At 71.7% G+C, this 13,469-nt stretch carries 16 protein-coding genes; 15 read left to right on the top strand and 1 reads right to left on the bottom strand.

All coding sequences use genetic code 11. From position 1 onward, the window contains the following. Positions 1 to 73 precede the first annotated feature (73 nt). From rimM to AB0J12_RS24790, 14 genes are all read left to right on the top strand, one after another. Entirely contained in the window at positions 74 to 631 is a 558-nt protein-coding gene (rimM, locus tag AB0J12_RS24855) for a ribosome maturation factor RimM (protein ID WP_363266589.1), read from the top strand. Continuing rightward, the gene (trmD, locus tag AB0J12_RS24850) at positions 628 to 1,461 is read left to right on the top strand and encodes a tRNA (guanosine(37)-N1)-methyltransferase TrmD (RefSeq protein ID WP_363266588.1); all 834 of its coding nucleotides are present in this window, start codon (positions 628 to 630) and stop codon (positions 1,459 to 1,461) included. The genes rimM and trmD overlap by 4 nt, the downstream gene beginning before the upstream one ends. Before the next feature lie 135 nt (positions 1,462 to 1,596). Beyond that, a complete protein-coding gene (gene rplS / locus AB0J12_RS24845; RefSeq protein WP_030866123.1) occupies positions 1,597 to 1,947 on the top strand; it encodes a 50S ribosomal protein L19 in 351 nt (116 codons plus the stop codon). 45 nt (positions 1,948 to 1,992) lie between these two features. Next, positions 1,993 to 2,718 carry a signal peptidase I gene (gene lepB, locus AB0J12_RS24840; RefSeq protein WP_363266587.1) on the top strand — a complete coding sequence of 242 codons (726 nt, stop codon included), beginning with the start codon at positions 1,993 to 1,995 and terminating at the stop codon, positions 2,716 to 2,718. Continuing rightward, positions 2,711 to 3,871 carry a signal peptidase I gene (gene lepB, locus AB0J12_RS24835; RefSeq protein ID WP_363266586.1) on the top strand — a complete coding sequence of 387 codons (1,161 nt, stop codon included), beginning with the start codon at positions 2,711 to 2,713 and terminating at the stop codon, positions 3,869 to 3,871. Before lepB (AB0J12_RS24840) ends, lepB (AB0J12_RS24835) begins: the two co-directional genes overlap by 8 nt. Beyond that, the gene (lepB, locus tag AB0J12_RS24830) at positions 3,813 to 4,724 is read left to right on the top strand and encodes a signal peptidase I (RefSeq protein ID WP_363266585.1); all 912 of its coding nucleotides are present in this window, start codon (positions 3,813 to 3,815) and stop codon (positions 4,722 to 4,724) included. The genes lepB (AB0J12_RS24835) and lepB (AB0J12_RS24830) overlap by 59 nt, the downstream gene beginning before the upstream one ends. 174 nt (positions 4,725 to 4,898) lie before the next feature. Then, complete coding sequence (gene lepB / locus AB0J12_RS24825) at positions 4,899 to 5,639, top strand: signal peptidase I (protein ID WP_363266584.1); 741 nt, start codon at positions 4,899 to 4,901, stop codon at positions 5,637 to 5,639. Then, positions 5,629 to 6,123 (top strand): NUDIX hydrolase, encoded by a 495-nt coding sequence (locus AB0J12_RS24820; protein WP_363266583.1) that lies wholly within the window; start codon positions 5,629 to 5,631, stop codon positions 6,121 to 6,123. The genes lepB (AB0J12_RS24825) and AB0J12_RS24820 overlap by 11 nt, the downstream gene beginning before the upstream one ends. A 56-nt stretch (positions 6,124 to 6,179) precedes the next feature. Further along, positions 6,180 to 6,488 carry a DUF2469 domain-containing protein gene (locus AB0J12_RS24815; protein WP_006139554.1) on the top strand — a complete coding sequence of 103 codons (309 nt, stop codon included), beginning with the start codon at positions 6,180 to 6,182 and terminating at the stop codon, positions 6,486 to 6,488. 118 nt (positions 6,489 to 6,606) lie between these two features. Continuing rightward, on the top strand, positions 6,607 to 6,969 hold the full coding sequence (locus tag AB0J12_RS24810) for a YraN family protein (protein ID WP_363266582.1): 363 nt from the start codon (positions 6,607 to 6,609) through the stop codon (positions 6,967 to 6,969). 1 nt (position 6,970) lies between these two features. After that, positions 6,971 to 8,596 (top strand): YifB family Mg chelatase-like AAA ATPase, encoded by a 1,626-nt coding sequence (locus tag AB0J12_RS24805; protein ID WP_363266581.1) that lies wholly within the window; start codon positions 6,971 to 6,973, stop codon positions 8,594 to 8,596. Continuing rightward, positions 8,593 to 9,753, top strand: coding sequence for a DNA-processing protein DprA (dprA, locus tag AB0J12_RS24800; RefSeq protein WP_363266580.1), 1,161 nt, complete (start codon positions 8,593 to 8,595; stop codon positions 9,751 to 9,753). The genes AB0J12_RS24805 and dprA overlap by 4 nt, the downstream gene beginning before the upstream one ends. A 246-nt stretch (positions 9,754 to 9,999) precedes the next feature. Next, positions 10,000 to 10,842: an RNA polymerase sigma factor WhiG gene (gene whiG, locus AB0J12_RS24795; protein WP_363266579.1), complete on the top strand. Its 843-nt coding sequence runs from the start codon at positions 10,000 to 10,002 to the stop codon at positions 10,840 to 10,842. A gap of 109 nt (positions 10,843 to 10,951) precedes the next feature. Next, complete coding sequence (locus AB0J12_RS24790) at positions 10,952 to 11,509, top strand: helix-turn-helix domain-containing protein (protein WP_363266641.1); 558 nt, start codon at positions 10,952 to 10,954, stop codon at positions 11,507 to 11,509. Positions 11,510 to 11,543: 34 nt separating this feature from the next. Here the strand turns inward: AB0J12_RS24790 and AB0J12_RS24785 are convergent, their stop codons facing one another. Then, positions 11,544 to 12,128 (bottom strand): M23 family metallopeptidase, encoded by a 585-nt coding sequence (locus tag AB0J12_RS24785; RefSeq protein WP_363266578.1) that lies wholly within the window; start codon positions 12,126 to 12,128, stop codon positions 11,544 to 11,546. Between the two features lie 273 nt (positions 12,129 to 12,401). Here AB0J12_RS24785 and rpsB point away from each other — a divergent pair, with 273 nt between their 5' ends. Further along, the gene (gene rpsB / locus AB0J12_RS24780; RefSeq protein ID WP_363266577.1) at positions 12,402 to 13,325 is read left to right on the top strand and encodes a 30S ribosomal protein S2; all 924 of its coding nucleotides are present in this window, start codon (positions 12,402 to 12,404) and stop codon (positions 13,323 to 13,325) included. Positions 13,326 to 13,469: the final 144 nt, after the last annotated feature.

The raw sequence follows: 13,469 nt of genomic DNA, 5'->3' as shown, positions 1-13,469 counted from the left end.
CAGCACCGGCTCGGGCCGGGGAGGGCCACTGGGCCGTCCCCGGCCCGCAGTCGTATGACAGGAGAATGAACAGGTGCAGTTGGTAGTCGCACGGATCGGCCGTGCCCACGGGATCAAGGGTGAGGTCACCGTCGAGGTACGGACCGACGAGCCGGAACTGAGGCTCGCCCCCGGCGCCGTACTCGCCACGGAGCCCGCCTCCACCGGCCCGCTGACCATCGAGTCGGGACGCGTCCACAGCGGCCGCCTCCTGCTGCGGTTCGAGGGCGTCGCCGACCGCACCGCCGCAGAGGCGCTGCGCAACACCCTCCTGATCGCCGAGATCGACCCGGACGAGCTGCCCGAGGAAGAGGACGAGTACTACGACCACCAGCTGATCGACCTGGACGTGGTCACCGAGGACGGCACCGAGGTCGGCCGGATCACCGAGATCTCCCACCTGCCCTCCCAGGACCTGTTCATCGTCGAGCGGTCCGACGGCAGCGAGGTGATGATCCCGTTCGTCGAGGAGATCGTCACCGAGATCGACCTGGCCGAGCAGAAGGCCGTCATCGCGCCCCCGCCCGGCCTGATCGACGACCGCGCCGAGATTGCCTCGTCCCGCGAAGAGTCCGGGGACGACAAGGCATGAGGCTCGACGTCGTCACGATCTTCCCCGAGTACCTCGACCCGCTGAACGTCTCCCTCGTCGGCAAGGCACGCGCGCGTGGGCAACTGGACGTGCACCTCCACGATCTGCGGGACTGGACGTACGACCGGCACAACACCGTCGACGACACCCCGTACGGCGGCGGCCCCGGCATGGTCATGAAGACCGACCCGTGGGGCGACGCGCTCGACTCCGTGCTCGCCGACGGCTACGAGAGCGGCTCCCGTGAGCCCGCGCTCATCGTGCCCACTCCCAGCGGCCGGCCCTTCACCCAGGAACTCGCCGTCCACCTCTCCGAACGGCCCTGGCTGATCTTCACCCCGGCCCGCTACGAGGGCATCGACCGCCGCGTCATCGACGAGTACGCCACCCGCATGCCCGTGTACGAGGTGTCCATCGGCGACTACGTCCTCGCCGGCGGGGAAGCCGCCGTCCTCGTCGTCACCGAGGCCGTGGCCCGGCTGCTGCCGGGGGTCCTCGGCAATGCCGAGTCCCACCGCGACGACTCCTTCGCGCCCGGCGCCATGGCCAACCTGCTGGAAGGCCCCGTCTACACCAAGCCGCCCGCCTGGCGCGGCCGGGAGATCCCCGAGGTGCTCCTGAGCGGCCACCACGGGAAGATCGCCCGCTGGCGCCGCGACGAGGCACTGCGGCGCACGACGGCCAACAGGCCCGACCTGATCGAGCGGTGCGACCCGAAGGCCTTCGACAAGAAGGACCGCGAGATGCTGTCGATCCTGGGCTGGGAGCCCGACCCCGAGGGCGAGCCGTACGGCCGATTTTGGCGCCGGGCGGCCGGCGTGGAAGAATAGACCGCTGCTGTCCGTCCGTCCGGCGTGCGCCCCTGCCACAGGGGGACAGGACGTCCGCTCCGACCCGGGCAGCTTCCCATTGAAAGATCTAGATGCCGTTGATGACCTGTGGCATCAGCGAAGAAAGCAGACGAAATGTCGCACCTGCTCGACTCCGTCGACTCCGCGTCGCTGCGCAGCGACGTCCCGGCCTTCCGCCCGGGTGACACCGTCAACGTCCACGTCCGCGTCATCGAGGGCAACCGCTCCCGTGTGCAGCAGTTCAAGGGCGTGGTGATCCGCCGCCAGGGTGCCGGCGTGCGCGAGACCTTCACGGTCCGCAAGGTCTCCTTCTCCGTCGGCGTCGAGCGCACCTTCCCGGTGCACACCCCGATCGTGGAGAAGATCGAGCTCGTCACCCGCGGTGACGTGCGTCGCGCCAAGCTGTACTACCTGCGCGAGCTGCGCGGCAAGGCGGCGAAGATCAAGGAGAAGCGCGACAGCTGAGCGCTTTCCCGGGGTCACAGCGGGGCCGGATAGCATTCGGCCCCGATGGACACCGAAACACAGCCAACGGAGCGCGACCGCTCCTCCGAACCCGCAGCGGCGGGTGGGGAGGGACGGTCGCGTTTCGCGTTGGCGGACCGGATCGCCGCGTGGCTCCCCGGCGGTCGTATCAGCCTGACCCTGCTCGTCTGCCTGGTCTTTTTGCTGCTCCTCAACGTTTTCGTGGTGCGGCCGTTCCAGATTCCTTCCGGTTCCATGGAACCGGGGTTGAGGATCGGGGACAGGGTTCTCGTAAATGAGTTGGCATACCGTTTCGGAGCCGAGCCGCGGCGCGGGGACGTCGTCGTGTTCGACGGCAGCGACTCCTTCGGGGACGGCGACTACGTCAAGCGCGTCGTCGGTGTGGGGGGAGACCACGTGGTCTGCTGCGACCAGGAGGGGAGGATCCGGGTGAACGGCCGGTCGGTCGAGGAGTCGGCGTTCGTGTACCCCGGGGACAGCCCGTCCACGGTGACCTTCGACGTCGTGGTGCCCGACGGCCACCTGTTCGTGCTCGGCGACCACCGCGGCGACTCCAGCGACTCCCGTGACCATCTCGGCTCGCCGGGCGGCGGCATGGTGCCGGCCGGCGACGTCATCGGGCGGGCCGACTGGATCGTATGGCCCGTGGGGCATGCGACCCGGCTGGAGCGGCCGGGGGCGTACGCGCGTGTGCCGGAGGCCGTCGGCGCTGCGGTGGGCGCCGGCGGTACGGGGGGCGTGCATGGGTAACCGTGGTCGGCGGCGGGGTGCCGCCGGTGGGGGAGCGGACGATCCGCTGCCCACGGGGTCTCGGCGCGCCTCCGCTCCCAGCGGTGCGCCTGCCGGAGGTGGCCGCACGCGTGCGGAGCGGCGCAGGCTCCAGCGCAAGGTCAAGCGCAAGCGCCGACGCAGTGCCGTGAAGGAGATCCCCCTCCTGGTGGGGGTCGCCGTACTGATCGCGCTGGTGCTGAAGACCTTCCTCGTCCAGGCGTTCGTGATCCCGTCCGGCTCCATGGAGCAGACGATCCGCATCGGCGACCGGGTTCTGGTCGACAAGTTCACCCCGTGGTTCGGGTCCAAGCCCGAGCGCGGGGACGTCGTGGTGTTCAAGGACCCGGGCGGCTGGCTGAAGGACGAGCAGACGACGGTCAAGAAGGACGACCCGGTCGTGGTGAAGCAGGTCAAAGAGGGGCTGACGTTCATCGGGCTGCTGCCGTCGGACAACGAGAAGGACCTCATCAAGCGGGTGGTCGGGGTCGGTGGGGATCATGTGAAGTGCTGTGACGCGCAGGGGCGGATCACCGTCAACGGCGTTCCCCTGAACGAGGACTATCTGAACCCGGGCGACACCCCGTCCGACACGCCTTTCGACGTCACCGTTCCGCAGGGGCGGCTGTGGGTGATGGGCGACCACCGGTCCAACTCCGCGGACTCCCGCTCGCACCAGGGCACCGACTACGGCGGTACGGTCTCCGAGGACGAGGTGGTCGGACGGGCCATGGTCATCGCCTGGCCCCTCGGCCACTGGAGCACCCTGGACGAACCGTCGGCGTACGCGTCCGTGCACGACGCCGCCGGGGCCGACGTGGCGGGCGGGGCCGACGCGGAGGTGTCCGGGTCGGCCACGGCCGGCTCGCTGTCGCATAGGGTTGCCTCCGGTGATCCGGTGGATCACAAGGAAATGCTCCAGCTCCCGACCCCTGCGGAACTCCCGCTCGTTATGGGAGTGGTGGGCCTGCGTCGCGCACGGGGCAGGCAGCGACACAGAGTGAGGAGTTGGCGTGGGGGATGTGGCGGTTGGCGCTCGGTCCGGACACGACGGCGAGGAACACCGCGGACGCCCCGTGGAGTCCGCAGCCTCGACCGCGGACGGCGCCGTGACTTCGAGGACTGCAGGGAATGACCCCGACGTGATGGAGGACGGCGCGGTGCCGGGCGAGGCAGGGCGGACGGTGTCACAGGGTTCGGCGGCAGGGACCGCCGGGCCGAGGAAGCCGCGCTCCTTCTGGAAGGAACTGCCGATCCTCATCGGGATCGCGCTCGTGCTGGCGCTGCTCATCAAGACGTTCCTGGTGCAGGCGTTCTCCATCCCCTCGGCGTCGATGCAGAACACGCTGCAGGAGGGTGACCGGGTCCTCGTCGACAAGCTGACGCCGTGGTTCGGTTCCGAGCCCGAGCGCGGCGAGGTCGTCGTCTTCCACGACCCGGACAACTGGCTGGCCGGGGAGGCGACCACCGACCCCAACGCCGTGCAGAAGGTGCTCAGCTGGATCGGTCTGATGCCGTCGGCCGAGGAGAAGGACCTGATCAAGCGGGTCATCGGGGTCGGCGGTGACACCGTCGAGTGCAAGGGCACCGGGCCGCTCACGGTCAACGGCCATGCGCTGAACGAGCAGGACTACGTCTACGCCGGGAACACGCCGTGCTCCGACGACCCGGGTGGCGGGACGTTCAAGGTGAAGGTGCCCAAGGGCTACATCTGGGTCATGGGCGACCACCGGCAGGACTCGAAGGACTCGCGCTACAACCAGAACGACAGGCACCACGGCATGGTCCCGGTGAAGGACGTCGTGGGCCGCGCGATCGTCAAGGCGTGGCCGATCAACCGGTGGGGGACGCTGCCCGTGCCCGACACGTTCGGTCAGACGGGGCTGGACAAGCCGTCCTCTGCGGCCGCGGTCCTGCCCGCGGCGCCGGACGCGGTGGTGCTGGCAGGTGTCGTGCCGGTGGCTCTGTGGCGGCGTCGTCGGCCTTGAGGTTCTTCCGGCCGCCGTTCGTCCGCGGGTGAGCGCCGGCTGGTCGCGCGGTTCCCCGCGCCCATGAACGCGGCGGCCCGCGAGGCCGGGCCGTCCCTCCCACTGCCCGCCGGCCCCGGACCGGGCCGGGTGGGATCTCCCCGCCCGGCGGAGCCCACGGTAGGGTGCGGGGCCATGGGTGAGCGCATACGTGGTGGCGGCAAGGTGGGGCAGCGGGTCTCCGGGCTTGCCGTCGCGCTGGGGATGGTGTTGTTCCTGGGCGGGTTCGTCTGGGGCGCGGTCGTGTACCGGCCGTACACCGTGCCGACCCCCTCGATGACGCCGACGATCGACGTCGGTGACCGGGTGCTGGCCCATCGTGTCGACGGCAGCGACGTGCGCCGCGGTGACGTCGTCGTGTTCAACGACAAGTCGTGGGTGTCGAACGCCCCCGTGGTCAAGCGCGTGGTCGCGGTCGGCGGTGACACCGTCGCCTGCTGCACCGACGGCAAGCTGACCGTCAACGGCAAGCAGATCGACGAGCCGTATCTGGCCGCGGGCACTCCGGCCGAGATCATGAACTTCCCGAAGGTGACGGTCCCCAAGGGCCGGCTGTTCCTGCTCGGCGACGAGCGCCAGGGCTCGCTGGACTCCACCGCCCACCTCACCGACGCGGCCCGCGGCACGGTCGACGAGAGCGCTGTGACCGCGCGGGTCGACGCCGTCGTATGGCCCATGAAGGGCATGCTGGCCCGCCCCACCGGTTTCGAGCCGCTCGGGGCGCTGTCCGAGCCGGGGCCGCTGCGCTCCGTCGTCACCGTGATCGTCGCGGGCGCCTCGCTGGTACTCGCGGGCGGGGCCTACGGGCCGATCGCCAAGCGGGCGTCGCGCCGGTCCCGCCCGGCTGCGCGGACGGAGCCCGCCGGTGTCCGTTGAGGGTGCGCTGCGCAAGGTCGCGCGGGTGGTCCTGCTCGACCCCGAGGACCGGGTTCTGTTGTTGCACGGCCATGAGCCGGACGATCCGGCCGACGACTGGTGGTTCACGCCCGGCGGCGGCCTGGAGGGCGAGGAGACCCGTGAGGAGGCCGCGCTGCGGGAACTCGCCGAGGAGACGGGCATCACCGAGGTCGACCTGGGCCCGGTGCTGTGGCGGCGCACCTGCTCGTTCCCGTTCGCGGGCCGCCGCTGGGACCAGGACGAGTGGTACTACCTGGCCCGTACGACGACGACGGCGACCCGGGCACTGGCGCTGACGGAGCTGGAACGGCGCAGCGTCGCGGGAGCGAGGTGGTGGTCCTGTGCGGAACTGACCGGGACGCATGAGACGGTGTATCCGACCAGACTCGCCGAGCTGTTGCGCACTCTGCTCGACGAAGGCCCCCCGGGCCGGCCCGTGACCCTGGAGACGGAAATCGTCTAGGGGCGCGCGCGACTGGCGCACAATGGTGGGACCGCACGGCTGAAGGGGAACATGCCATGAGCGCCGAGGACCTCGAGAAGTACGAGACCGAGATGGAGCTCAAGCTCTACCGGGAGTACCGCGACGTCGTCGGTCTGTTCAAATACGTGATCGAGACCGAGCGGCGCTTCTACCTGACCAATGACTACGAGATGCAGGTGCACTCGGTCCAGGGTGAGGTGTTCTTCGAGGTGACGATGGCGGATGCCTGGGTCTGGGACATGTACCGGCCGGCTCGCTTCGTCAAACAGGTCCGCGTCCTCACGTTCAAGGACGTGAACATCGAGGAGCTCAACAAGAGCGATCTGGAGCTGCCCGGCAGCTGATGCCGCCGGTTGTGCCACCCGTGCGGGTGGCCGAGTTTTCCACAAGCGGTCAGCCGTCCACCAAGATCCACTTCTTGGTGGCGGGTGCGTGATCGTTGGCGCCGGAGGTGGTGCCGACATGAACGCACGCAGTGCCCTCGGCAAGTACGGAGAGACCCTGGCCGCCCGGCGGCTGACCGAGACCGGTCTCGCGGTCCTGGAACGCAACTGGCGGGCCGGACGGTCCGGAGAGATCGACATCGTGGCGCGGGACGGCGACGTCCTGGTCGTCTGCGAGGTGAAGACCCGCAGGGACGGCTCCTTCGAGCATCCGATGTCCGCCGTCACCCCGGAGAAGGCCGAGCGGCTGCGCGCGCTGGCCCAGCGGTGGATCCAGGCCCACGGAGGTGCCCCACCGGGCGGTGTCCGCATCGACCTCGTCGGGGTGGTCCTGCCACGGCGGGGCGCACCGGTCGTCGAGCATGTGCGGGGGGTGGCCTGACATGGGCTTCGCGCGTACGTGTTCCGTGGCCCTGGTCGGTGTCGAGGGCGTCGTCGTGGAGGTCCAGGCCGACCTCGAACCGGGCGTCGCCGCGTTCACCCTGGTCGGCCTCCCGGACAAGAGCCTGACGGAGAGCCGCGACCGGGTACGGGCGGCGGTGGTGAACAGCGGGGCCGAGTGGCCGCAGAAGAAGCTCACCGTGGGGCTCTCGCCCGCCTCGGTGCCGAAGGCGGGCAGTGGGTTCGACCTGGCCGTCGCCTGCGCCGTCCTCGGGGCCGCCGAGCGGATCGATCCCCGGGTGCTCTCCGACATCGTGATGATCGGCGAGCTGGGGCTGGACGGGCGGGTGCGGCCGGTGCGGGGCATCCTGCCCGCCGTCCTCGCCGCCGCCGACGCGGGGTACGAACAGGTGGTCGTCCCGGAATGCGCGGCCGCCGAGGCGTCGCTGGTACCGGGAGTGTCGGTCCTCGGCGTGCGCAGCCTGCGCCAGCTGATCGCCGTCCTGACCGACGAGCCCGTCCCGGAGGAGGAGCCCGACGAACTGGGCCGGCCCGATCCGCTGCTGGCCGGGCTGCGCATGCCGGGCACCGGCGCGGCCACCGGCATGCACAGCATCGGAGCGGCCCAGCAGGACACCGGTCACGACCTCGCCGACGTCGTCGGCCAGATCTCGGCGCGTACGGCGGTGGAGGTGGCCGCGGCCGGCGGGCACCACCTGTTCCTCGAGGGGCCGCCAGGAGCGGGCAAGACCATGCTCGCCGAGCGGCTGCCCGCCGTCCTGCCCCGGCTGACCCGGCAGGAGTCGCTGGAGGTCACGGCCGTGCACTCGGTGGCCGGGCTGCTGCCGCCGGGCAAGCCGCTGATCGACGTCGCGCCCTACTGCGCCCCGCACCACTCGGCCACCATGCAGTCCCTCGTCGGCGGCGGCGCGAACATCGCCCGGCCCGGCGCGGTCTCCCTCGCCCACCGGGGCGTGCTGTTCCTGGACGAGACCCCCGAGTTCCGCGGCCAGGCGCTCGACGCGCTGCGGCAGCCGCTGGAGTCGGGGCACGTCGTGATCGCGCGCAGTGCCGGCGTGGTGCGCTTCCCGGCGAGGTTCCTGATGGTGCTCGCGGCCAACCCGTGCCCCTGCGGGCGTTTCTCGCTCAGGGACAGCCTGTGCGACTGCCCGCCGTCGGTGATCCGCCGCTACCAGGCGAGGATCTCCGGCCCGCTGCTCGACCGGGTCGACCTGCGGGTGGAGGTGGACCCGGTGGGCCGGGCCGAACTCGCGCAGCGCGGTCCCGGCGGCGAGTCGACGGCGACGGTCGCCGCGCGGGTCCGGGCGGCCCGCGAGCGGGCGGCGGCCCGGCTGGAGGGCACCCCGTGGCGCACCAACAGCGAGGTACCCGGCCGGGAGCTGCGCACCCGCTGGCACGCCGCGCCGGGGGCCCTGGACGACGCCGAACGCAGCCTGGAGCGCGGGGTCCTCACGGCCCGCGGGCTGGACCGCGTGCTGCGGGTCGCCTGGACGGTCGCCGACCTCGTCGGCCACGACCGGCCCGACGCGACCGACGTGGCCCTGGCGCTGCAACTGCGCACCGGCGTTCCGCGCGGGGTCCCGATGGCCATCGGAGCGCTCGCATGACCGGCGGCCCCGGACCGGCCGAGGAACTGCTCGGCCGGGTCTTCCTCACCCGGGTCGTCGAGCCGGGGGAGGAGGCCGGAGGGCGGTGGGTGCGCCAGTTCGGGGTGGGTGAGGTCGTGCGGCGGCTGCGGGCCGGGGGACCGGCGCTGCCCGGGGTGAGCGCACAGCGCTGGGCCGGGTTGCTGGCCCGCGCCGGGCGGGCCGAGCCGGAGGCGGACCTCGCCGCCGCGCAGGCCGCCGGCGTGCGGTTCGTGGCGCCCGGCAGCTCCGAGTGGCCCGGGCAGCTCGACGACCTGGGAGACGCCCGCCCGCTCGGGCTGTGGGTGCGCGGCCGGCCCAGCCTGCGCATGTGGGCGCTGAAGTCCGTCGCCGTCGTCGGCGCCCGCGCCTGCACCGAGTACGGCGCCCACATGGCGGCCACCCTCGCCGGCGGCCTCGCCGAGCGGGGCTGGGTCGTCGTCTCCGGCGGCGCCTACGGCATCGACGGCGCCGCCCACCGCGGGGCCCTCGGCGCGGGCGGCGCCACCGTCGCCGTCCTCGCCTGCGGCGTCGACCGGCCCTACCCGCGCGGACACACCGAGCTGATCAACCGGATCGCCGACCAGGGGCTGGTGGTCGGTGAGCTGCCGCCCGGTGACCATCCGACACCGAGCCGGTTCATCCTGCGCAACCGGGTCATCGCCGCCCTGACCCGGGGCAGTGTGGTCGTCGAGGCGGCGTACCGCAGCGGCTCGCTCGTCACCGCGCGGGCCGCGCAGCGCCTCGGCCGTCACACGATAGGAGTACCCGGACCCGCCACCAGCGGTCTGTCGGCCGGAGTGCACGAACTGCTGCGCGGCGGCGCGACGCTCGTGACCGACGCGGCGGAGGTCGTCGAACTGATCGGCGACATCGGGGAGCTGGCCCCGGAGCGGCGCGGCCCGGTGCTCCCGAGGGATCTGCTGGCCCCCGGCGCCCGCCGGGTCCTGGCGGCGCTGCCCGGCCGCCGCGGAGCCCGCGCGTCCGACATCGCGCGCGACGCGCAGACCAGCCAGGACGACGCGATCGCGAGACTGTACGAACTCAGAGCCCTCGGTTACGTCGAACGACACGGCGACGACTGGAAGTTGACACGCCAGGCCGTGATGTCCGCCAGGGGCGCTCGCTCACCTGGCTGACGGCGTTCGTTCGGCCGTCCGGGGGAAGCCCGAAGCCCAGGGAAATTCCGGCGAGTTGGCGCCCCGGGCAGAGCGCGCGCGGCGAGTGCCGCGCTCCGCCGGGGCGCCCAGCGGAACGTATCTGCGGATCCTCCGGGACGCCTTCTTCGCACACCGCGATCCTTCAGTCACGCTACGCTCACAAGGATCGGCGACGACACCCCCACATTCACGCGTACGGCACAGCAGAACGGCACAAGGCGACGAATGCCCCAGCACACTTCCGGGTCCGACCGGGCGGCGATCCCCTCAGCCGCCCGTGACGGTGGCAGCGTGCGGCCGCCCGCTCCCTCGACGCTCGACGAGCTCTGGCGGTCGTACAAGGCGACCGGAGACGAACGGCTGCGGGAGCAGCTGATCCTGCACTACTCGCCGCTGGTCAAGTACGTGGCGGGCCGGGTGAGCGTGGGCCTGCCGCCCAATGTGGAGCAGGCCGACTTCGTCTCCTCCGGGGTGTTCGGGCTGATCGACGCGATCGAGAAATTCGACATCGACCGGGAGATCAAGTTCGAGACGTACGCGATCACCCGGATCCGCGGCGCCATGATCGACGAGCTGCGGGCGCTGGACTGGATCCCGCGCTCGGTGCGGCAGAAGGCGCGCAACGTCGAGCGGGCCTACGCCACGCTGGAGGCACGCCTGAGGCGCACCCCCAGCGAGCAGGAGGTCGCCGCCGAACTGGGCATCGCGGTGGAGGAACTGCACGCCGTCTTCAGCCAGTTGTCGCTGGCCAACGTCGTCGCGCTGGAGGAACTGCTGCACGTCGGCGGGGAGAGCGGCGACCGGCTGAGCCTGATGGACACGCTGGAGGACACCGCCGCCGACAACCCGGTGGAGGTCGCCGAGGACCGGGAGCTGCGGCGGTTCCTCGCGCGGGCGATCAACACGCTGCCCGAGCGGGAGAAGACCGTGGTCACGCTCTACTACTACGAGGGTCTGACGCTGGCGGAGATCGGCAACGTGCTCGGGGTGACCGAGAGCCGGGTCAGCCAGATCCACACCAAGTCGGTGCTCCAGTTGCGCGCGAAGTTGGCCGGTTTCGGGCGCTGAGCGCCGGCGAGCGGCCCGGGCCGGCAAGGGAGCGGGCCTGGCGAGTGACTCCCGTCCCGGGTGGCGCGTCCGTAAAGTGGTTGACGTGCCAAGGATTCGAGCGGCCTCCGTGGCCGAGCACCGGTCGATGCAGCGCGCCGCCCTGCTGGACGCGGCGCGTTCCCTGCTGTCCGAGGGCGGCACCGAAGCGCTGACGTTCCCTGCCCTCGCCGAGCGGACAGGACTCGCGCGATCGTCCGTGTACGAGTACTTCCGGTCGCGGGCGGCCGTGGTCGAGGAGCTGTGCGCGGTCGACTTCCCCGTCTGGGCGGCCGAGGTGTCGGCGGCGATGGCCGCGGCGAACGGGCCGCAGGCCACGGTCGAGGCGTATGTGCGCACGCAACTGGAGCTGGTGGGGGACCGGCGGCACCGGGCCGTGGTCGCCATCTCCGCGAGCGAGCTGGACGCGGGGGCCCGGGAGAAGATCCGCGCCGCCCACGGGGGACTCGTCGCGCTGATCGTCGAGGCGCTGGAGGAGATGGGGCACGGGCAGGCCCGGCTGACGGCGATGCTCGTCCAGGGGATCGTGGACGCGGCGGTGCGGCGCCTCGAGCTCGGAGCGGCGGAGGAACCCTCGGTGATCGCGGAGGCGGCCGTCGCGATGGTGCTGCGGGGCGTGCGCGGCTGAGCTCGGCTACGACAGCAGCGGAGCTGAGCTCCGCTCACGACGGCAGCGGTACTCCCAGCACCGGCAGCAGCCTCGACGTGCCCCCGTTGCGCAGGCGCGGTGGGAGCAGCAGCAGCGGGTTCAGGTAGGTCTCGGCTCTCCGCAGGCCCCAGTGCACGCACGGCAGCGCGCAGTGGGAGCCCGTCGGCTCCACCGTGCCGATCACCGCGCCCGCCGTCACCTCGTCACCCTGGCGCACCGAAGCCCGTACCGGCTCGTACGTCGTCCGCAGGGGTGGTGTCCCCGTCCCCCGCAGCTCCACCGACACCACCCCCCGGCCCGCCACCCGTCCGGCGAAGGACACCCGGCCCGCCGCCACCGTCCGCACGGCAGCCCCCGGCGTGGCCGCCAGGTCGGCTCCGCGATGGCCAGGGCCGTACGGGGAAGCGGGAGGAGACCACCCGCGGAGGATGCGCGGACGCACCCCGACCGGCCACGTCGTCGCCACCGCCGGCACCCGCGCTCGCGTACCCGAAGGCCCCGGCGGCGGCCCCTGCGCCCAGGCCAGCGGCGCCAGGACCGTCACCACCAGTCCCAGCAGCACCGCCCACATCACCCCTGCGTGTCGCTGTGTCCCCATGCCTCAGACGGTCCCGCACTCCACGCGACCTCGGCCGGGATCTGTGGACCACTGCCCGATTGTGGACAGCGGCGTCACCCGGCGCCCCGCCGGTCCCGTACACTTCTTCTGGCGATCCGGGTCACCGGGTCGACTTCGCACGCCCCGCTACGGCCACCGGAAACGGTCCGTATCAGCGCCCCTCGGTCCTTCGTGGCACGGCGCACCGCGGGCGTCAGGCGCGACCGCCGTCCGGCGGACGCGGCACAACCGAGAACTCAAGGAGATACGGCCATGGCCGTCGTCACGATGCGGGAGCTGCTGGAGAGCGGCGTCCACTTCGGTCACCAGACCCGTCGCTGGAACCCGAAGATGAAGCGCTTCATCTTCACCGAGCGCAACGGCATCTACATCATCGACCTGCTCCAGTCGCTGTCGTACATCGACCGCGCCTACGAGTTCGTCAAGGAGACCGTCGCCCACGGCGGCACGGTCATGTTCGTCGGCACGAAGAAGCAGGCGCAGGAGGCCATCGCCGAGCAGGCCACCCGCGTCGGCATGCCCTACGTCAACCAGCGCTGGCTGGGCGGCATGCTCACCAACTTCTCCACCGTCTACAAGCGTCTGCAGCGCCTCAAGGAGCTCGAGCAGATCGACTTCGAGGACGTCGCCGCGTCGGGTCTGACCAAGAAGGAGCTTCTCGTGCTCTCGCGCGAGAAGGCCAAGCTGGAGAAGACCCTCGGTGGTATCCGCGAGATGTCCAAGGTGCCCAGCGCCGTCTGGATCGTGGACACCAAGAAGGAGCACATCGCCGTTGGTGAGGCCCGGAAGCTGAACATTCCGGTCGTCGCGATCCTCGACACCAACTGCGACCCCGACGAGGTCGACTACAAGATCCCGGGCAACGACGACGCGATCCGCTCCGTCACCCTGCTCACCCGCGTGATCGCCGACGCCGTGGCCGAGGGCCTCATCGCCCGCTCCGGCGGTGGCGAGGGCAAGGGCGAGAAGGCCGCGGGCGAGCCGCTCGCGGAGTGGGAGCGCGACCTGCTCGAGGGTGAGAAGAAGGCTGACTCCTCCGAGGAAGCCGCTGCCCCGGCCGCCGAGGCTCCGGCTGCCGAGGCTCCGGCCGAGGAGGCCCCGGCTGCGGAGGCTCCGGCCGCCGAGGCCGCGCCGGCCGCCGAGGACGAGAAGGCCGCCGAGGGCGAGCAGGCCTGACCCGTCAGCGTCAGCGTTGACGGCGGGAGCGGTACTGAATCCGACGGCGCCTCCGGCGCGGTCGAGTCCGCTCCCGCCGTTCACCCGTAGGTCAGCGGCAGGGCAGCGGCCTCCGATCACATGGAGTCCGCACCCCGCAGATCT

Source organism: Streptomyces sp. NPDC049915 (assembly GCF_040656475.1).
Classification (GTDB): Bacteria; Actinomycetota; Actinomycetes; order Streptomycetales; family Streptomycetaceae; genus Streptomyces.
Note: the sequence above shows the minus strand (reverse complement) of the source record. Positions and strands in the feature narration are given on the sequence as shown.

What these genes read in the sequence shown, in the direction of transcription:
- lepB (WP_363266586.1), top strand. Translation starts at nt 2,711, where the DNA reads ATGGGTAACCGTGGTCGGCGGCGGGGTGCCGCCGGTGGGGGAGCGGAC.
- lepB (WP_363266584.1), top strand. Translation starts at nt 4,899, where the DNA reads ATGGGTGAGCGCATACGTGGTGGCGGCAAGGTGGGGCAGCGGGTCTCC.
- AB0J12_RS24785 (WP_363266578.1), bottom strand. Translation starts at nt 12,128, where the DNA reads ATGGGGACACAGCGACACGCAGGGGTGATGTGGGCGGTGCTGCTGGGA.
- trmD (WP_363266588.1), top strand. Translation starts at nt 628, where the DNA reads ATGAGGCTCGACGTCGTCACGATCTTCCCCGAGTACCTCGACCCGCTG.
- dprA (WP_363266580.1), top strand. Translation starts at nt 8,593, where the DNA reads ATGACCGGCGGCCCCGGACCGGCCGAGGAACTGCTCGGCCGGGTCTTC.
- rplS (WP_030866123.1), top strand. Translation starts at nt 1,597, where the DNA reads ATGTCGCACCTGCTCGACTCCGTCGACTCCGCGTCGCTGCGCAGCGAC.
- lepB (WP_363266587.1), top strand. Translation starts at nt 1,993, where the DNA reads ATGGACACCGAAACACAGCCAACGGAGCGCGACCGCTCCTCCGAACCC.
- AB0J12_RS24815 (WP_006139554.1), top strand. Translation starts at nt 6,180, where the DNA reads ATGAGCGCCGAGGACCTCGAGAAGTACGAGACCGAGATGGAGCTCAAG.
- AB0J12_RS24805 (WP_363266581.1), top strand. Translation starts at nt 6,971, where the DNA reads ATGGGCTTCGCGCGTACGTGTTCCGTGGCCCTGGTCGGTGTCGAGGGC.
- whiG (WP_363266579.1), top strand. Translation starts at nt 10,000, where the DNA reads ATGCCCCAGCACACTTCCGGGTCCGACCGGGCGGCGATCCCCTCAGCC.
- AB0J12_RS24810 (WP_363266582.1), top strand. Translation starts at nt 6,607, where the DNA reads ATGAACGCACGCAGTGCCCTCGGCAAGTACGGAGAGACCCTGGCCGCC.
- rpsB (WP_363266577.1), top strand. Translation starts at nt 12,402, where the DNA reads ATGGCCGTCGTCACGATGCGGGAGCTGCTGGAGAGCGGCGTCCACTTC.